A 17172-nucleotide genomic window follows, 5' to 3' on the forward strand; every position below is an offset into this window, starting at 1 on the left:
TAATTTTGTGGAGCCCCCTTCCTTCAGGCCCCCGCTTCGGTAAGCCGCTCCAGCTGCTCCGCCGTCAGCGTCACCTCCGCATAGCCCAGCAGCTCGTCGAGCTGTTCGAGCGACGTCGCGCTTGCGATCGGGGCGGTCACGCCGTCCTGGGCGGCGAGCCAGGCGAGCGAGACCTGCGCCAGCGTCGCGCCGGTCTCGGCGGCGACGGTGTCCAGCGCGGCGAGTACCGCCGGGCCCTTGCCCGCGAGCAGATCGCCCATCCGTCCGCCGCGCACGCTTTTGCCCAGATCGGCTTCGCTGCGATACTTGCCGGTGAGGAAGCCCGAGGCGAGGCCGTAGAACGGCACCACGCCCAGATTGTGGGTGATGCACAGGTTCTGCAGCTCGCCCTCGAACTTGTGGCGGCTGACGAGATTATATTCGGGCTGGACCACCCGGTAATGCGGCAGGCCGTTGGCCGTGGCGAGGTCGAGCGCGGATTTCAGGCGCAGGGCGTGGAAATTGGAGGCGCCGAGCGTGCGGATCTTGCCCGCGCGGAGCAGCGTGTCGAACGCCGCCAGCACGTCCTCCTGCGGCACCGATTCATCGTCCTGGTGCGCGTAATAGAGGTCGATCGCGTCTACGCCCAGCCGCGCGAGCGAGGCATCCGCCGCCGCCGCGATGCGGGCCGGGGCCAGCTTTTCGCCGCCCTCGCCGGGCAGCATCCCGACCTTGGTCGCGATCAGCACCTTGTCGCGCTTGCCCGATGTGCGCAGCCATTCGCCGATCACGCTTTCGGATTCGCCGCCCTGATGCCCCGGCACCCAGGCCGAATAGACATCGGCCGTGTCGATCAGCCCGCCGCCGGCCTCTGCGAAGCGATCGAGCAGGCGGAAGCTGGTCGCCTTGTCCGCGGTCCAGCCGAAGACGTTGCCGCCCAGCACGAGCGGGGCGATCGACAGGCCGGAGGCGCCGAGCGGGCGAAGGTCGGTCATGGGGCAGTCTCCACGCGGTTGTCGGGCGCCGCTTCGGGCGCGGTGGCGTTGATGTCGATCGCGGCGGCGGCGGCATCGAGCTGGCGCGCCTCGGCCTGCGCGTCCTTGTCTTGCGCGCTGCCGCACCCGGCAAGGGCGAGCAGCAGCGCGGCGCAGGCGAGGCGGCGCATCAATCGGTGATTTCGTTCGAGACCGGGCCGTCGGTGCCCGTTTCCGCGACATTGCCGGCATAGGCGTTTTCCGCCGATGCGAAGGCGGCGTCCTGTGCCGCGTTGGCGGCGTTCACGTCGCTCACTGCCTCGCCCATCGCATTGCTGTCGCCGGCAAGCGTCTCGTTCGCTTCGGCGGCCTCGTTCTTCGCGCCGCCACAGGCGGACAGGCCGAGCAGGGCGAGAGTGGCAACGGGGATCAGCAGGGGACGCATCGGATTTCCTTTCGAACGACGACCCCCAACGCGCTAACCGAGCGCTTGTGCCACACGCAAGGCAATTGATGGCCTGTCGGCGTCACACCCGCCTGCCGCCCGTTGACCTGATATAAAGATTTCTTTATATGATCCGTCCAATGGCTTCCGCTCTCACCATCTTCCGCGCCCTGGCGGATTCGACGCGCCTGCGCGTGCTGTCGCTGCTGCGCGCGATGGAGCTGTCGGTCGGCGAACTGGCGCAGGTGCTGGACCAGAGCCAGCCGCGCGTCAGCCGGCATGTGAAGATCCTGTGCGATGCCGGCCTGGCCGAGCGGCGCAAGGAAGGCAGCTGGGTGTTCGTCGCGCTGGGTGCGCAGGCCACGGTGAAGCCCGTACTTGCCGCGCTGGACGCATGGCGCGATGGCGATGACTGGACGGCGGCCGACGAAGCGCGGCTGGAGGCCGTGCGCGCGGATCGCGCGGCGGCGGCGGCCGAATGGTTCGAAGCGAATGCGGGGCAATGGGACGCGATGCGGGCGCTGCACGTGGCGGACAGCAAGGTCGAGGCGGCGATGGCCGAGGCGCTGGGCGATGCCCCGCTGGGCCGGCTGATCGACATCGGCACCGGCACCGGGCGGATGCTGGAATTGTTCGCCCCCGCCGCGCAGACTGCGCTGGGGATCGACCGCAGCTCCGAAATGCTGCGGCTGGCGCGCGCCAAGCTGACGCAGCGCGGGCTGAATGCCGAATTGCGCCAGGCGGACCTGTACGCGCTGCCGCTGGCCGATGGCGGGGCGGATGCGGCGATCCTGCACCATGTGCTCCACTTCGCGCAGCAGCCGGGCGAGGCGATCGCCGAGGCGGCGCGCGTGCTGAGCGACGGCGGGCGGCTGTTGATCGTCGATTTCGCGCCGCACGACTGCGAGGAGCTGCGGCTGCGCGACGCGCACACAAGGCTGGGCTTTTCGGACGAGCAGATATTGGGCTGGTTCGAGGGCGCGGGGCTGGCCCCCGTGCAGGTCGAGACGCTGGAAGGCGCGGAACTGACCGTGAAATTATGGCTGGGTCGCAAGACCGGCACCGTGACAGAGAGGGTTAAGGCGGCATGAGTAGCGTGGATCCGTTGGCGGGGCCGCTGTTTGCGGACGTGGCGGGCGACATCGACATTTCGTTCGAGTTCTTCCCGCCCAAGACCGAGAAGATGGAAGCGACGCTGTGGGAGTCGATCGAGACGCTGTCCCCGCTGGGGCCGCGCTTCGTCAGCGTCACCTATGGTGCGGGCGGCACTACGCGCGAGCGTACCCATGCCACGGTGGCGCGGATCGCGCGCGAGACGGCGATTCCCGCCGCCGCGCACCTGACCTGTGTAGAGGCGACGCGCGAAGAGATCGACGCCGTGGCCGAGGAATATTGGGCTGCGGGCGTGCGGCACATCGTTGCGCTGCGCGGCGATCCCCCGCGCGCGGGCGAGAAATACCAGACGCACCCCGGCGGGTACGAGAACGCCGCCGATCTGGTGGCGGGGCTGCGCCGGCTGCACCCGTTCGAGATTTCGGTGAGCGCCTATCCCGAATGCCACCCCGATTCGCCCAACAAGCAGGCCGACCTCGACAATCTGAAGCGCAAGATCGACGCGGGCGCGAACCGCGCGATCACGCAGTTCTTCTTCGAGCCCGAGACCTTCCTGCGCTTTCGCGACGATGCGGCGGCGGCGGGGATCCATGCCGAGATCGTGCCGGGGATCATGCCGGTGACCAACTATGCCGCGATTCAGCGCATGTCGGCGATGTGCGGCACCGATGTGCCGGCATGGCTGGGGCGCCTGTTCGACGGGCTGGACGACCATCCCGCCGCGCGCCAGCTGGTCGCCGCGACGCTGGCCGCCGAATTGTGCCGCAAGCTCTATGCCGGCGGCGTGCGCCAGTTCCATTTCTACACGCTCAACCGCGCCGAGCTGAGCTACGCGATCTGCCACCTGCTGGGCGTGCGGGCACAGCCGGGGGCCGTGGCGGTGGCGGCGTAAATTCAATCCTCCCCGGAACGGGGAGGGGGACCATCCGAAGGATGGTGGAGGGGGCGTGCCGCAAGCGATCGGCGTGCGGCACGCCCCCTCCACCACGCCGCTTCGCGACGCGGTCCCCCTCCCCGTGCCGGGGAGGATCCAGAAGGACAAGATGATGACACCACGCGAAGCATTTCTGGCCGAGGCGGCCAAGCGCATCCTGATTACCGACGGCGCCTTCGGGACCGAGATCCAGAACTGGAAGCTCGACGAGGCGGCCTATGCGGGCAATCTGGGCCTCACCCATGACCAGAAGGGCAACAACGACATCCTCGCGCTGACCAAGCCCGAGGTGCCCGCCAGCATCCACCGCGCCTATTTCGAGGCAGGGGCGGACATTGCCGAGACCAACACCTTTTCCGCCAACCGGATCAGCCAGGCCGATTACGGCGCCGAGCATCTGGTGCGCGAGATCAATATCGAGAGCGCGAAGCTGGCGCGCAGCATCGCCGACGAGTTCCAGGCGAAGGACGGCCGCCCGCGCTTCGTCGCAGGCGCGCTGGGGCCGACCAACAAGACGCTGTCGCTGAGCCCCGACGTCAACGATCCGGGCTATCGCGAGATCGATTTCGATTATCTGAAGGACGTGTACCGCGAACAGATCGACGCGCTGGTCGAAGGCGGCATCGATTTCGTGCTGATCGAGACGGTGTTCGACACGCTGAATGCCAAGGCCGGGATCATGGCCGCGATCGAGGCGGGCGAGGCGCTGGGCCGCGACTTGCCGATCATGATGTCGATGACGCTCACCGACCTGTCGGGGCGCAACCTGTCGGGCCACACGGTAGAGGCGTTCTGGCACGCGGTGCGCCATGCGAAGCCGCTGACGATCGGGCTCAACTGTTCGTTCGGCGCGGAACAGCTGCGTCCGCACGTCAAGACGCTGTCGGCGCTGTGCGATACGCTCATCATGGTCTATCCCAATGCCGGCCTGCCCAACGAGCTGGGCGCCTATGACGAGGCGCCGGCGACCACCGCCGGGCTGGTCAAGGAATGGGCCGATGCCGAGCAGGTCAATGTGCTGGGCGGCTGCTGCGGCTCGACACCCGCGCACATCGCCGAGATTGCACGGTCCGTCGCCGGGCTGACTCCGCGCGCGATTCCGGTGCCCGAAGTGCGGACGCGGCTGGCGGGGCTGGAACCGTTCACGATGGCGGCGTGATTTAAATCCTCCCCGGAACGGGGAGGGGGACCGCGACGCGCAGCGGCGTGGTGGAGGGGGCCCTCCACCAGCGGAAAGGCAAGAGGAGGGCCCCCTCCACCATGCTTCGCATGGTCCCCCTCCCCGTGCCGGGGAGGATCAAAGAAGAACCAAAACCATGACCACCACCACCACCTCCTCCACCAATTTCGTCAATATCGGCGAGCGCACCAACGTCACCGGATCGGCGCGCTTCAAGAAGCTCATCATGGCGGGGGACTATGCGGCGGCGGTCGAAGTCGCGTTGCAGCAGGTCGAGGCCGGCGCGCAGGTGCTCGACGTCAACATGGACGAAGGGCTGCTCGACGCGCACGAGGCGATGACGACCTTCCTCAAGCTGATCCAGGCCGAGCCCGACATCGCCCGCATCCCGGTGATGGTGGATTCGTCCAAATGGGACGTGATCGAGGCCGGGCTGAAATGCGTGTCCGGCAAGCCGATCGTCAATTCGATCAGCATGAAGGAAGGCGTCGACCAGTTCCTTGCGCATGCCCGCAAGTGCATGGCGTACGGCGCCGCCGTGGTGGTGATGGCGTTCGACGAGGTCGGCCAGGCCGACACCAAGGAACGCAAGGTCGAGATCTGCGGCCGCGCCTATGACCTGCTGACCGGCATCGGCTTCCCGCCCGAGGACATCATTTTCGATCCCAACGTGTTCGCGGTGGCGACGGGGATCGAGGAGCACAACAACTACGGCGTCGATTTCATCGAGGCGTGCCGCGAGATCAAGGCGCGCTGCCCGCACGTCCATATCTCGGGCGGGCTTTCCAACCTGTCGTTCAGCTTCCGCGGCAACGAGCCGGTGCGCAAGGCGATGCATTCGGTGTTCCTGTACCACGCGATCCCTGCGGGCATGGACATGGCGATCGTCAATGCCGGCCAGCTCGACGTCTATGACCAGATCGAGCCCGAGCTGCGCACCGCGTGCGAGGATGTGATCCTCAACCGCGATCCCGAGGCGGGCGATCGGCTGGTCGCGCTGGCGGAGAAGTTTCGCGGCACCGACGCGGTGGCCGAGAAACAGGCGGCGGAGTGGCGCGGCTGGCCGGTGGAGAAGCGGCTGGAACATGCGCTGGTCAAGGGCATCGACCAGTTCGTCGTCGAGGATACCGAGGAATGCCGCCTGGCCTTTGCCCGCCCGATCGAAGTGATCGAGGGCCCGTTGATGGACGGGATGAACGTGGTCGGCGACCTGTTCGGATCGGGCAAGATGTTCCTGCCGCAGGTGGTGAAATCGGCGCGCGTGATGAAGAGGGCCGTGGCGCACCTGCTGCCCTTCATCGAAGCCGCCAAGGAGCCCGGCGCCAAGGGCAAGGGCAAGATCATCATGGCGACCGTCAAGGGTGACGTGCACGATATCGGCAAGAACATCGTCGGCGTCGTGCTCCAGTGCAATGGCTTCGACGTGGTCGATCTGGGCGTAATGGTGCCGTGGACCAAGATCCTGGAGGCCGCGAACGAGAACGACGCCGACATGATCGGGCTGTCGGGCCTTATCACCCCCTCGCTCGACGAGATGGTGACCGTTGCCGAGGAGATGCAGCGTTCGGGCATGACCATGCCGCTGCTGATCGGCGGCGCGACGACCAGCCGGGTGCACACCGCGCTGCGCATCGAGCCGGCGTACAAGGGGCCGGTGGTCCATGTGCTCGACGCATCCCGCGCCGTGGGCGTGGCGACGACGCTCGTGTCCGACACGATCCGCGACGATTATGTCGCCAAGATCGCGGCGGAATATGAACAGGTCCGCGTCGCCCGCGCGGGCAAGGGGCAGAGCGCGCTGTTGTCGCTGGAGGACGCGCGCGCCAATGCGTTCGAGGCGGACATGGCGCTCAAGCCGGGCAAGCCGCGGCTGCCGGGGGTGCACGAGTTCCTCGATTGGGACCTGGCCGATCTGCGCCGCTATATCGACTGGACGCCGTTCTTCCGCGCATGGGAGCTGGCGGGCAATTATCCCGCGATCCTGACCGATGAAGTCGTGGGCGAAAGCGCGACGTCGCTGTTCGCCGATGCGCAGAAAATGCTCGACACGATCATCGCCGAGAAGTGGCTGACCGCGCGCGGCGTGGTGGGGCTGTGGCCGTGCCGGCGCGAGGGCGACGACATCATCGTCCATGTCGAGGATGAAGAGCATTTCCGCCTGCCGATGCTGCGCCAGCAGATCGCCAAGCGCGAAGGCCGCGCGAACATGTGCCTGGCCGACTTCATCGACCATGACGGCGACTGGATCGGCGGCTTCGCAGTGGGCATCCACGGGATCGAGCCGCATCTGGCGCGGTTCAAGGCGGCGATCGACGATTATTCGGACATCCTGCTCAAGGCGCTGGCCGACCGGCTTGCGGAGGCATTCGCCGAGCGGCTGCACCAATATGTCCGCACCGCGCTGTGGGGCTATTCGGAGGGCGAGCAGCTCGACAACGACGCGCTGATTCGCGAGCAATATCGCGGCATCCGCCCCGCGCCGGGCTATCCCGCCTGCCCCGAACACAGCCTGAAGCCGGTGCTGTTCAAGATGCTCGACGCGCACAAGCGCACGGGGATTTCGCTGACGGAGAGCTTCGCGATGCTGCCGACGGCGGCGGTGTCGGGCTTTTACTTCGGGCACCCGCAGGCCGAGTATTTCGGCGTGGCGCGCGTGGGGCAGGACCAGGTCGCGGATTATGCCGCGCGGCGCGGGATCAGCCTGGAGCTGGCACAGCGGTATCTGCGGCCCAACCTGGACTGAGGGCAACACCCGTCATCCTGACGAAAGTCAGGATCCATTCGGCGCTCCGCCTGCGCTTTTTTACCCGACGGAGCGGAAAATGGATCCCAGCCTGCGCTGGGATGACGGCGTTCAGATGCGCCGATGTGCGCCGCGACAACCGCGCGGCGGTCTCCCGCAGGCTACTCCGCGCGCTCGGCCAGCCCGCGCACCAGCCCCTGCACCGCGACCCGGAACGCATCGGCCTGCGCGGGGTCGAAGGCCATGCCGGCCGCCATCGTCTCGGGCACTTTGCGTGCCGCCTCGCGCAGTGTGTCACCATGGGGTGTCAGCGCGATCAGCACGCGGCGTTCGTCGGCGGTGTCGCGGGTGCGCGTCACCAGTCCCGCCGCTTCCATCCGCTTGAGCAGCGGCGTCAGCGTGCCGCTGTCCAGGTGCAGCCGCGCGCCCAGCGCGTTGACCGTCTGGGGCGCGGATTCCCACAGCACCAGCATCACCAGATATTGCGAATAGGTGAGCCCCAGCTCGGCCAGCACCGGGCGGTACAGCCGGGTCAGCAGGTTGGTGGCGGCATAAAGGGGGAAGCAGATCTGCCGGTCGAGCCGGAGCGGATCGTCCTGTTCGTGCGGCAATGCTGCTTCCCCGGGGTTCATGTCATGCGGCCTTGATGGTCAGGGCAACGTCGATATTGCCTTTCACCGCGTTGGAATAGGGGCAGACCGCGTGCGCGGCGTGGACCAGTTCCTCGGCCACGGCCTGTTCGACGCCCGTGATCGTCGTGTCGAGCGACACCGACAGCGCGAAGCCGCCGCTCGCATTGGGGCTGATGCCGACTTCGGCCACCACGGTCACGGCATCGTCGGGGATCGCGACCTTCTTGCCCTTGGCGACATGCAGCACCGCATTCTCGAAGCACGCGGCATAGCCGGCGGCGAACAGCTGCTCGGGATTGGTCTTGCCGCCCTTGCCGCCCAAGCCGGCGGGGAGGGCGAGGTCGAGCGCCAGGATTCCGTCTTCGCTGCGAACCGAACCGCTGCGACCGCCGACGGCAGTGACGCGGGTGCTGTACAAAGTGCTCATGGTCAATCTCCTTGATGGGCGGCATCGCGCCGGCTGACCGCTATATAGATTGTGCACAATCTAATTGCTAGGGGTATTTTATCCGCGCGCCCCCTTGCCGCCGATTTCAACTGCGCTACACCTTGCCGCGAAGGGGACGGGGCATGGCGACCAAGGCGGACGCGCCGAGCGCGAAGGACATGCGGCTGGTGATCGGCGCGGCGTCGCTGGGCACGGTGTTCGAATGGTATGATTTCTTCATCTACGGCACGCTCGCCGCGTCGGGGATCATCGGACGGACGTTCTTCCCCGCGAGCAACGAAATGCTCCAGACGCTGCTCGCCTGGGCGGGGTTTGCCGTCGGGTTCGGGTTCCGGCCGCTGGGGGCGGTGCTGTTCGGCTATCTGGGTGACCGGCTGGGGCGCAAAACCACGTTCCTCGTCACGATCACGCTGATGGGCATTGCCACCGCCGGCGTCGGGCTGGTCCCCGGCCATGTCGCGATCGGGATGGCGGCGCCGGCGCTGATCCTGGTGCTGCGCGCGCTGCAGGGGCTGGCGCTGGGCGGCGAATATGGCGGGGCGGCGATCTTTGTCGCCGAGCATTCGACCGACGGGCGCGCGGGCTATCACACCAGCTTCATCCAGGCGAGCGTGACCGGCGGCTTCATCCTCAGCCTGGCGGTGGTGCTGGCGTGCAAGTTCGGGCTGGGGGCGCAGTGGGACGCGTGGGGATGGCGCGTGCCGTTCCTGTTTTCGATCGTGCTGCTCGCCATCTCGCTGTGGATGCGGCTCAAGCTGCGCGAGAGCCCGGTGTTCAAGGCGATGAAGGACAAGGGCGAGACGGCGGGCAATCCGTTCATCGAGAGCTTCACCTATCCCGGCAACTGGAAGCGGCTGCTGGTCGCGCTGTTCGGGATCGCGGCGGGGCTGACCGTGATCTGGTACACCTCGATGTTCTCGGTCCTGTCGTTCCTGACCGGGCCGATGCGCGTCGAGCCGACGGTGGCGCAGCTCATCACGGGTGGAGCGGCGATCCTGGGCACCGGATTCTTCGTCTATTTCGGGCATCTGTCGGACAAAGTGGGGCGCAAGCGGCCCATTGTGATCGGCTATATCCTGACGCTGGTCCTGCTGTTCCCGCTCTTCTGGATGATCGGCGGGTCGGCCAATCCGGGGCTGGCCAAGGCATCGATGCGCGCACCGGTGGTCGTCACCGGGCCGCACTGCGCCTATGATCCGTTCGTGGCGACCCAGGCCGATGAGTGCGGGCGGCTGCTCGATTACTTCTCCAAAAAGGGCGTGCTCTATACGACAAGCACGGCCCCCGTGGTGACCGTCAGCATCGGCGGCCAGCCGGTGGACGACACCAGCGACGCCGCACTGGACCGCGCGCTGGAGCAGTCGGGCTATGCGCTGGACAAGGTGGTGCCGTCGCCGGGCAATATCGCCGTGATCGTGCTGGCGGTGCTGGCGCTCATGGCGCTGTCGGGCGTGACCTATGGTCCGGTCGCGGCGCTGCTGAGCGAGATGTTCCCCAGCCGCATCCGCTACAGCTCGATGTCGATCCCCTATCATATCGGCACCGGCTATTTCGGCGGATTCCTGCCGCTTATCAGCCAGTATATCGTCGCCAAATCGGGCAATCCCTTTGCCGGGCTGTGGTACACCTTTGCCGTGGTGGCGATGGCGCTGGTCGTGACGATGTTCTGGCTCAAGGAAACGGTGGTGGAAGAGGATTGCGGTTGCGCCTAATCGCAGGCGCATGACCGATTCCCCGCTTCGCCTGCGCCTGGACGGCGCCGCGCTCGTCTCCAACTGGAAGCTGCTTGCAGGCATGAGCGGCAGTGCCGCGTGCGGCGCGGCGGTGAAGGCGGATGGCTATGGGCTGGGCGCGCGCGACGTCGTGCGGCGGCTGGCGCAGGCGGGATGCCGCGACTTCTTCGTGGCGGCATGGAGCGAGGCGCGGGCGCTGGGCGATCTGCTGGCCGAGGGCGTCGGCACGGTATCGGTGCTGCACGGGGTGCAGGGCGGCGAGATGGCGGATCTGCCGCCGGGGACGCGCCCGGTGCTCAACACGCCCGGACAGGTGGCGCGCTGGCGCGACGGCGGCGGGGGCGCGTGCGACGTGATGGTCGACACCGGCATGAACCGGCTGGGCGTGTCGCTGGACGCTGTCGGCGCGGGGCTGCTCGACGGGCTCCGGATCGAGACGCTGCTGACGCATATGGTGAGCGCCGACGAGGACGTGCCGCTGAATGCCGCGCAGCGCACGGCGTTCGCCGCGCTGGCCGGGCGCACGTCGGCGCGGCGGATGAGCATGGCCAATTCCGCGGGCATCGCGCTGGGGCCGGACTATGCGTTCGACCTGACTCGCCCCGGCATCGCGCTGTACGGCGGGGTGCAGCGCGCAGGGCATGCGGGCATCCGCCAGGTCGCGACGCCCGAGGCGCGGATCATCCAGCGCCGCCGGGTGCGCGCGGGCGAGACGGTGGGGTACAACGCCACCTTCACCGCGCCGCGCGACATGGAAGTGGCGACGCTCAACATCGGCTATGCCGACGGCTATCTCCGCTGCTTCTCCGGCAAGGGCCGCGCACATGCGGGCGACGCCGTGCTGCCGGTGATCGGGCGCGTGTCGATGGACCTGACCGCGCTGTGCGTCGACGCCGCGCCGGGGCTGGCCGAGGGCGACTGGGTGGCGATGGACTATGCCCTGCCCGAGACAGCGGCGCTTAGCGGATTGTCGCAATACGAGCTGCTGACGGGGCTGGGGCGGCGGTTCGACCGGGTTTGGGAATAGGGGCGCCGCCGATCAGAACGACGCCCATTCCTCCGACGCGCTCGCGTTCGCCAGCGCCGCCAGCGGAACCGCTGTGGTTTGCGAACGAGACGCCGCGTGGCCGGACCGTGCAGCGGACGCTTCGCCGCCGACCTTGAACCGACCGGCCTGATCGCTCAGTGCGCCGACTTCCCCGGACAGGCTGCGCGCGGCGGCTGCGGTCTGTTCCACCATCGCCGCGTTCTGCTGAGTCGCATGGTCCATCGTTCCGATCGCGACGCCGATCTGGGTGATCGCGGTCGATTGCGCCTGGTTGTCCTGCGCCATCTGATTGAGCAGGGTGTGGACTTCGCTGACGTCGCCGGTGATGTCGGCCAGCGCCGAATCCACTTTCTGCACCATGTCCACCGCCGCGACGATATCGGTCTGCGTCGCGGTCAACTGGTCGCGGGCGCGGCCTGCCTCTTCCTCGGCGCGCATGGCGAGCGCAGAGACGAGGTCGGCGACCACCGCGAAACCACGGCCCGCTTCCCCGGCGCGACCGGCTTCCACGGCGGCGTTCATCGCCAGCACGCGCGTCTGGAACGCGATCTTGTCCAACCCCTCGATCACGCTGTCGATTCCCTTGGCGCTCTCGTTCACGCGCGTCATCGCCTGCATCGCCGCATCGGCGGTGGTCCGCCCGGCGGAGACGGTCGCGATGGCCCCATCGGCGCGCGCGACGGTGCGGGCTGCGGCCTTTGCGCTTGCCTGCAGCCGGCCATCGATCTGGCTGACGGCGGCGGAGGTTTCCTCGATGCTCGCGGCGTTCGCTTCGGTGCGGCGGGCCAGATCCTCCGATGCCTGGGCGATTTCCGACGATCCCGTCAGGATCGCGCCGGTGCTGTCGGCGACCGAGCGCACCAGGGTGCGCAGCGCGGCAAGCGCGGAATTGAAGTCGTTCTTGACCGACGCATAGCTCGGCGGAAACGCGGCGGTGATTTCCTTGGTCAGGTCGCCCTTGGACATCGCCGAGAGCCCTTCGGACAGGGCGCTGGTCACCAGCGTCTGGATCGCCGCAGCGGCGGACGAGGCTTCGCGGTCCTTGGCGAGCGACGCGGTCAGGAACACGTCGACGGCGCGGGCGATGTCGCCGATCTCGTCGTGCTGGGACAGATGCGGGACCTGGACCGAGCCCTGGGCGGTGGCGAGGTCGCGGATCGTGATCGCCAGATTCTGGATGGGGGCAATGACCTTGCGCGTGACGACGAACATCGCCGCGCCCAGAACGACGATCCCGACCAGCGCCAGCACGGCGAGGATCACCATCGCCAGATGGGCCCTGCCCAGCGCGGTGTCGGTCTCCTTGCCGGCGATGTCGATCTGCAGCGTGACGAGCTTGCCGATCGCGTCGGACACCGGGTCGATCGCGGCATAGAGATCGCGCACGACAAACTGGTCGAGTGCGCCCTTGTCGCCTGCGCGCAGGATCGACTTCAGCGTCTCGGTCGCGGCGCGGGCCTTCTCCATCGTGACCTCGGCGTCTTTCGCCAGCGCTTCTTCCTGCCCTTCGATCCTGGTCGCGCGGTAGCGCTTCCAGGCATCGGCGACTTCCGCGCTGCCGTGATCGACGTTCGCGAGGGCGACGGCCGTGGTGAGGTTGCCGTTGCGTGCCTTGTGCGCCGAATCGACGATCAGCACCGCATAGCTGTCTGCGACCAGTTTCAGGTCCTTTAGCGGCACGACGCGATCATCGTGCACCGTCGACAGTGCCGCTTCGCTGGAACGCGCGCTCCAGGTGAACGCGCCGACCAGCGCAACCAGCGTCAGTGCCAGCACGGCCATGGCGGCGAACAAGTTCTGCTTGATGGTCATCGATCAACTCCGGCGCCCCTGAAAAGGGGTATTCGGCTATTTTTAGATCGTTTTTCGCGCGATGGTGCGGGTGCGCGTGCATTGGTGGGATTGACCGGATGCCGGTGCTGGCCGAGGGCGATTGGGTGGCGATGGACTATGCCCTGCCCAAGACGGCGGCGCGCAGCGGGTTGTTGGAATACGAGCTGCTGACGGGGCTGGGGAAGCGGTGCGACCGGGTTTGGTAGGGAGGCGTTCTGGGTTCTGTCTGCCATTCCCAGAGCCATCTTCCTCGTACATCATACCTCGCGAAGCTGGCGAGGGTGTAAACTACTACTCCCAGGCGGGCCGTGACAGATTCCCCGTGAAGCTCCATATAGGCGATCCGGTGTTGAATTTCAGTCGTTGGTTGTCGCGCGGATGCGCTATGCAACTATGGAAATTTCGTATCTGATGGCTTGAACTTGGACGGGCACGACGTTGGCAAAAGGCTATAGCTTCACCATTAGCGAAAGCTACACCCCGAAGACGATCCCGTTGGATCGTCTCGCGGCGTATATCGCAGGCGTCGCCCGATTGCTGGGAGAGAGCGCCAATGTCCACCTTGATGTTATCGAGGAGGGATCTGTAGCGATCCGCGTGGAAGTCGATGAGCCGGCGCGACCAAAAGTGCGCGAGCGTGTTTGGGCGATCCGCGCTGGCTCGGCTCCGAAGGACGCCTTGAAGGCCTACAAAGACCTCGATGACATGCTTCTAAAGGACAATGCGATCGGAGCTCTCGCTGGCGACGCTGAGGACGTTGTGGTGCCTTTTCCGGGTAAGCGGCGGCCCCAGCCGATTGTGTTCGGACCTTTTCGGCAGACGGGTCATATCGACGGGCAAGTTTATCGGATCGAGGGAAAAGACGATACGAAGCATGTTGGCGTCCGGGATGGCGATCGCGATTATGGGAGTCTCGTTACGAGTGAGGCTGTAGCTCTGCGGCTCCGTCATCAATTGTGGGATAGAACTTTGCGCTTCCATGGCGTGGGTAGTTGGCTTCGGCACGGTAATGGCTCGTGGGAGCTAAAGAGTTTCCGGATCAGTGACTTTGAGGTGCTAGACGAAGCCCCGCTTGAGGAAGTCGTGAGGCGCCTTCGTGTGGCGCCGGGTTCGGAACTCGCGCAGGTGCCCGATGTCGTCCAGCGACTGCTCGCAGATCGGCACGAAGGGGATGCTTGAATGATCGTTGCTTTCGATGCGAGTGTCCTGATCTATCTGCTCAACGAGAACGCCGCTCCCCCGCTCGGCGACGATGGGCAACCAGTATCAAGTTGTCAGGCTCGCGTTTCGCACCTGATTGCGGAACTTCAGCGCACCAAAGCGAAGATCGTAATCCCCGCTCCGGCTTTGGCGGAAGTGCTTGTGTACGGTGGAGCAGCGGCGGCGGAGTGGTTGAGCATCCTCAACACATCGCGACACATAGTGATCGCGCCGTTCGACGAGCGCGCTGCGGTCGAGTATTCCGTTATGGAACGGGCTCGCATTGCAGGGCCGCGCACTTCGTTATCAAGACCGAAGGCAAAGTTCGATCAGCAAATCGTGTCGATCTCTCGTGTTGAGGGCGCTGAGAGGATCTACAGCGACGATGGAGATATACGACGCCTTTGGGCAGATAGTGGCCGAGTAATCGGCATCTCTGAATTGCCGCTGCCGCCGCGGGACGCTCAGCTGACGATCGAGTTCGATCCGCATATCAATGACGACGTCTCAGATGAGAGACCATAGGCAGGCGTGATGTCGCGGTTCGTGCGGTAGATTGCTCTGTATGTGATAAAGGCCAGGGATCGCTCCCCGGCCTTCGTCTTACTGCGGTTTGTGTGCCCTTACCGCTCGATGCACATCGCGATGCCCATGCCGCCGCCGATGCAGAGCGTCGCCAGCCCCTTCTTCGCGTCGCGCTTCTGCATCTCGTAGATCAGCGTGGTCAGCACGCGCGCACCCGATGCGCCGATCGGGTGGCCGATGGCGATCGCGCCGCCGTTGACGTTGACCTTGTCGGGGTCGAGCCCCAGTTCCTTGCCGACCGCCAGCGCCTGCGCGGCAAAGGCTTCGTTGGCTTCGATCAGGTCGAGGTCGCCGACGCTCCAGCCCGCCTTTTCCAGCGCGCGCTTGGACGCCGGCACCGGGCCCAGGCCCATGACCGCAGGATCGACGCCCGCGCTCGCCCAGCTCTTGATCGTGGCCAGGATCGGCGCGCCGCGCTTCTCGGCCTCTTCGCGGCTCATCAGCACCAAAGCGGCGGCGCCGTCGTTCAGGCCGCTGGCGTTGGCGGCGGTGACGGTGCCGTCCTTCTTGAACGCCGGGCGCAGGCCCGAGACGCTGTCGATCGTCGCGCCCGCGCGGATATATTCGTCCTCGGCAACCACGGTCTCGCCCTTGCGAGTCTTCACCGTGACGGGGGCGATTTCATCGACGAAGCGGCCGCCAGCCCGCGCCTTTTCGGCGAGGTTCTGCGAGCGCACGGCAAAGACGTCCTGCTGCTCGCGCGTCACCTGGCACTGTTCGGCGACATTCTCGGCCGTGATGCCCATGTGATAGCCGTTGAACACGTCGGTCAGGCCGTCCTTGATCATCGTGTCGACCAGGCTGACGTCGCCCATCTTGGTGCCGGGGCGCAGCGACTGAGCATGCGCGGACATCGACATCGATTCCTGCCCGCCCGCGACGACGATCGTGGCGTCGCCGCTGACGATCGCCTGATAGGCGAGCGCGACGGTGCGCAGGCCCGAACCGCAGACCTGGTTGACGCCCCATGCCGGGACTTCCTTGGGCACGCCGGCGGCCATCGATGCCTGGCGCGCGGGGTTCTGGCCCTGAGCCGCCGTCAGCACCTGGCCGAGGATGACTTCGGAGACGTCCGCGCCCGACACGCCGGCCTGCGCCAGCGCGGCCTCGATCGCGACCCGGCCCAGTTCGTGCGCGGGCGTGGCGGCAAACGCGCCGAGGAAGCTGCCGACGGGGGTGCGCTTCGCGGCAGTGATGACGACTTCGGTCATGGGACGTGGGACTCCTGCGGGTTTGTTTGGAAGGTTATCTAGTGTGCGGCGCGGCGAGAAGCCAGTCGCGCAGCGGCTCCCACAGCGTGCGGCGGGCGCGGCTGCCGACGATCATGCCGACATGGCCGGCGGCGACGGTGCGGCTGTCGGGCAGGCCGGCGGCGCTGGCGGCGGGGACGATGCGGTCGGTGGCGGAGACGAACTCGATCGCCGGGCAGGGCAGGCGGCGGGGCACGATGCGCGTGCCGTGAATCCACCACGCGCCGCGTCCGGGGCGGTCGGCCATGTAGAATCGGTCGAACAATTGCTCGCCCGCCGCCAGCGTGAGGGGCGCGCCGCCATTGGCCCATGCCTCCAGCGTGACGAACTCGCGCGCCGCCTCGCTGTCGGGATCGAGCCGGGCGAATCGCTCGAACTTGGCGATGGTTCGCGCTGGGTCCAGCTGCCAGAAACCGGCCTGGAGCACTTCCATCGGCACGAGCCCCAGCAGATCGCACGCCGGGCGCGCTGCGTCCCAATGCGCCGCAATCGCTGCGCGTGCGAAGGCGCCGTAGCGCGCGAATCGCCACGGTGCAGCGATCATCGCCAGCGCCACCACCGGGCGCAGCGCGGCGGCGGCCAGCGCCATCGTGCCCCCCAGGCAATAGCCCGCGAGCAGCGGCGGCTCGCCCAATGCGTCGAGCAGCGGCAGGAGCAGCCCGGTGATGTGGTCGTCGATGCTTTCAGCCCGGTGCTCGGGCCCCGGCGCGCCCCAATCGACCAGCATCGGGCGCAGCCCCTGCGTGCCAAGCCATTCCAGAAGCGAGCGTCCTTCGGCAATGTCGAGCACCGAGGGCGGATTGATGAGTGAGGGCACGAATACCACGGGGCGCCCCCCGCCGCCCGCTGTCCCATAATCGCGCAGTACCGCGCGGCCCGCGCGGGCGATCACCGGGCGGGGCGGACGCGCAGGGGGAAGCTGTGCCTGCTGATAGGCGCGCAAGCCGCCAAGTGCCGCGTGGCGCCGTTCGGGCGATGCTGCGGTTTCGCTGCGCAGCAGCTCAAGAAACAACGGCAAAGGCCTTGGCCCTTGTTGCGACGCGGCAAAGGATGTTAGGTGTTCGTCATTCACGCG

The 17172-nt window shown here is 67.0% G+C and carries 17 protein-coding genes; 9 read left to right on the forward strand and 8 right to left on the reverse strand.

Going from position 1 to position 17172, the window contains the following annotated elements; genetic code table 11:
• Nucleotides 1-23: 23 nt before the first annotated feature.
• Genes ACG3SL_RS01125 through ACG3SL_RS01135 form a run of 3 tightly spaced genes read right to left on the reverse strand, consistent with a single transcriptional unit; the run spans nucleotide 24 to nucleotide 1398 of the window.
• Nucleotides 24-974, reverse strand: coding sequence for an aldo/keto reductase (locus ACG3SL_RS01125; RefSeq protein ID WP_448663305.1), 951 nt, complete (start codon nucleotides 972-974; stop codon nucleotides 24-26).
• Nucleotides 971-1147, reverse strand: coding sequence for a hypothetical protein (locus ACG3SL_RS01130; RefSeq protein ID WP_448663306.1), 177 nt, complete (start codon nucleotides 1145-1147; stop codon nucleotides 971-973). Before ACG3SL_RS01130 ends, ACG3SL_RS01125 begins: the two co-directional genes overlap by 4 nt.
• A complete protein-coding gene (locus ACG3SL_RS01135) occupies nucleotides 1144-1398 on the reverse strand; it encodes a hypothetical protein (RefSeq protein WP_448663307.1) in 255 nt (84 codons plus the stop codon). The genes ACG3SL_RS01130 and ACG3SL_RS01135 overlap by 4 nt, the downstream gene beginning before the upstream one ends.
• 140 nt (nucleotides 1399-1538) lie before the next feature.
• On the opposite strand from ACG3SL_RS01135, the gene ACG3SL_RS01140 reads away from it, so the two are divergent.
• From ACG3SL_RS01140 to metH, 4 genes are all read left to right on the forward strand, one after another.
• The gene (locus ACG3SL_RS01140; protein WP_448663308.1) at nucleotides 1539-2489 is read left to right on the forward strand and encodes an ArsR/SmtB family transcription factor; all 951 of its coding nucleotides are present in this window, start codon (nucleotides 1539-1541) and stop codon (nucleotides 2487-2489) included.
• Nucleotides 2486-3403: a methylenetetrahydrofolate reductase gene (gene metF / locus ACG3SL_RS01145; RefSeq protein ID WP_448663309.1), complete on the forward strand. Its 918-nt coding sequence runs from the start codon at nucleotides 2486-2488 to the stop codon at nucleotides 3401-3403. Before ACG3SL_RS01140 ends, metF begins: the two co-directional genes overlap by 4 nt.
• 154 nt (nucleotides 3404-3557) lie before the next feature.
• Nucleotides 3558-4604: a homocysteine S-methyltransferase family protein gene (locus tag ACG3SL_RS01150; RefSeq protein WP_448665210.1), complete on the forward strand. Its 1047-nt coding sequence runs from the start codon at nucleotides 3558-3560 to the stop codon at nucleotides 4602-4604.
• A 157-nt stretch (nucleotides 4605-4761) separates the two neighbouring features.
• Nucleotides 4762-7368: a methionine synthase gene (gene metH / locus ACG3SL_RS01155; protein ID WP_448663310.1), complete on the forward strand. Its 2607-nt coding sequence runs from the start codon at nucleotides 4762-4764 to the stop codon at nucleotides 7366-7368.
• A gap of 161 nt (nucleotides 7369-7529) precedes the next feature.
• Here the strand turns inward: metH and ACG3SL_RS01160 are convergent, their stop codons facing one another.
• Together ACG3SL_RS01160 and ACG3SL_RS01165 are read right to left on the reverse strand one after the other, a co-directional pair.
• On the reverse strand, nucleotides 7530-8000 hold the full coding sequence (locus tag ACG3SL_RS01160) for a MarR family winged helix-turn-helix transcriptional regulator (RefSeq protein ID WP_448663311.1): 471 nt from the start codon (nucleotides 7998-8000) through the stop codon (nucleotides 7530-7532).
• 1 nt (nucleotide 8001) lies between these two features.
• A complete protein-coding gene (locus ACG3SL_RS01165; protein ID WP_448663312.1) occupies nucleotides 8002-8427 on the reverse strand; it encodes an organic hydroperoxide resistance protein in 426 nt (141 codons plus the stop codon).
• Nucleotides 8428-8570: 143 nt separating this feature from the next.
• Between ACG3SL_RS01165 and ACG3SL_RS01170 the strand changes: the two genes are divergently transcribed.
• Together ACG3SL_RS01170 and ACG3SL_RS01175 are read left to right on the forward strand one after the other, a co-directional pair.
• A complete protein-coding gene (locus ACG3SL_RS01170; protein WP_448663313.1) occupies nucleotides 8571-10160 on the forward strand; it encodes an MFS transporter in 1590 nt (529 codons plus the stop codon).
• A 10-nt stretch (nucleotides 10161-10170) separates the two neighbouring features.
• Nucleotides 10171-11208 (forward strand): alanine racemase, encoded by a 1038-nt coding sequence (locus ACG3SL_RS01175; RefSeq protein WP_448663314.1) that lies wholly within the window; start codon nucleotides 10171-10173, stop codon nucleotides 11206-11208.
• A gap of 12 nt (nucleotides 11209-11220) precedes the next feature.
• Here the strand turns inward: ACG3SL_RS01175 and ACG3SL_RS01180 are convergent, their stop codons facing one another.
• Entirely contained in the window at nucleotides 11221-13041 is a 1821-nt protein-coding gene (locus tag ACG3SL_RS01180; protein WP_448663315.1) for a methyl-accepting chemotaxis protein, read from the reverse strand.
• Nucleotides 13042-13139: 98 nt separating this feature from the next.
• Between ACG3SL_RS01180 and ACG3SL_RS01185 the strand changes: the two genes are divergently transcribed.
• The 3 genes from ACG3SL_RS01185 to ACG3SL_RS01195 all read left to right on the forward strand — a co-directional run bounded on the left by ACG3SL_RS01185 (nucleotide 13140) and on the right by ACG3SL_RS01195 (nucleotide 14787).
• Complete coding sequence (locus ACG3SL_RS01185; RefSeq protein WP_448663316.1) at nucleotides 13140-13268, forward strand: hypothetical protein; 129 nt, start codon at nucleotides 13140-13142, stop codon at nucleotides 13266-13268.
• Between the two features lie 232 nt (nucleotides 13269-13500).
• The gene (locus ACG3SL_RS01190) at nucleotides 13501-14241 is read left to right on the forward strand and encodes a hypothetical protein (RefSeq protein WP_448663317.1); all 741 of its coding nucleotides are present in this window, start codon (nucleotides 13501-13503) and stop codon (nucleotides 14239-14241) included.
• Entirely contained in the window at nucleotides 14242-14787 is a 546-nt protein-coding gene (locus ACG3SL_RS01195) for a hypothetical protein (protein WP_448663318.1), read from the forward strand.
• Nucleotides 14788-14885: 98 nt separating this feature from the next.
• On the opposite strand, the gene ACG3SL_RS01200 is transcribed toward ACG3SL_RS01195, so the two are convergent.
• Both ACG3SL_RS01200 and ACG3SL_RS01205 read right to left on the reverse strand, forming a co-directional pair.
• The gene (locus ACG3SL_RS01200) at nucleotides 14886-16058 is read right to left on the reverse strand and encodes an acetyl-CoA C-acetyltransferase (protein ID WP_448663319.1); all 1173 of its coding nucleotides are present in this window, start codon (nucleotides 16056-16058) and stop codon (nucleotides 14886-14888) included.
• Nucleotides 16059-16092: 34 nt separating this feature from the next.
• Nucleotides 16093-17115 carry an alpha/beta hydrolase gene (locus ACG3SL_RS01205; protein WP_448663320.1) on the reverse strand — a complete coding sequence of 341 codons (1023 nt, stop codon included), beginning with the start codon at nucleotides 17113-17115 and terminating at the stop codon, nucleotides 16093-16095.
• Nucleotides 17116-17172: the final 57 nt, after the last annotated feature.

It is taken from the genome of Sphingomonas degradans (assembly GCF_053502645.1).

What these genes read in the sequence shown, in the direction of transcription:
- ACG3SL_RS01135 (WP_448663307.1), bottom strand. Translation starts at nt 1,398, where the DNA reads ATGCGTCCCCTGCTGATCCCCGTTGCCACTCTCGCCCTGCTCGGCCTG.
- ACG3SL_RS01200 (WP_448663319.1), bottom strand. Translation starts at nt 16,058, where the DNA reads ATGACCGAAGTCGTCATCACTGCCGCGAAGCGCACCCCCGTCGGCAGC.
- ACG3SL_RS01185 (WP_448663316.1), top strand. Translation starts at nt 13,140, where the DNA reads ATGCCGGTGCTGGCCGAGGGCGATTGGGTGGCGATGGACTATGCCCTG.
- ACG3SL_RS01125 (WP_448663305.1), bottom strand. Translation starts at nt 974, where the DNA reads ATGACCGACCTTCGCCCGCTCGGCGCCTCCGGCCTGTCGATCGCCCCG.
- ACG3SL_RS01140 (WP_448663308.1), top strand. Translation starts at nt 1,539, where the DNA reads ATGGCTTCCGCTCTCACCATCTTCCGCGCCCTGGCGGATTCGACGCGC.
- metF (WP_448663309.1), top strand. Translation starts at nt 2,486, where the DNA reads ATGAGTAGCGTGGATCCGTTGGCGGGGCCGCTGTTTGCGGACGTGGCG.
- ACG3SL_RS01180 (WP_448663315.1), bottom strand. Translation starts at nt 13,041, where the DNA reads ATGACCATCAAGCAGAACTTGTTCGCCGCCATGGCCGTGCTGGCACTG.
- metH (WP_448663310.1), top strand. Translation starts at nt 4,762, where the DNA reads ATGACCACCACCACCACCTCCTCCACCAATTTCGTCAATATCGGCGAG.
- ACG3SL_RS01195 (WP_448663318.1), top strand. Translation starts at nt 14,242, where the DNA reads ATGATCGTTGCTTTCGATGCGAGTGTCCTGATCTATCTGCTCAACGAG.
- ACG3SL_RS01165 (WP_448663312.1), bottom strand. Translation starts at nt 8,427, where the DNA reads ATGAGCACTTTGTACAGCACCCGCGTCACTGCCGTCGGCGGTCGCAGC.
- ACG3SL_RS01170 (WP_448663313.1), top strand. Translation starts at nt 8,571, where the DNA reads ATGGCGACCAAGGCGGACGCGCCGAGCGCGAAGGACATGCGGCTGGTG.
- ACG3SL_RS01150 (WP_448665210.1), top strand. Translation starts at nt 3,558, where the DNA reads ATGACACCACGCGAAGCATTTCTGGCCGAGGCGGCCAAGCGCATCCTG.
- ACG3SL_RS01175 (WP_448663314.1), top strand. Translation starts at nt 10,171, where the DNA reads ATGACCGATTCCCCGCTTCGCCTGCGCCTGGACGGCGCCGCGCTCGTC.
- ACG3SL_RS01160 (WP_448663311.1), bottom strand. Translation starts at nt 8,000, where the DNA reads ATGAACCCCGGGGAAGCAGCATTGCCGCACGAACAGGACGATCCGCTC.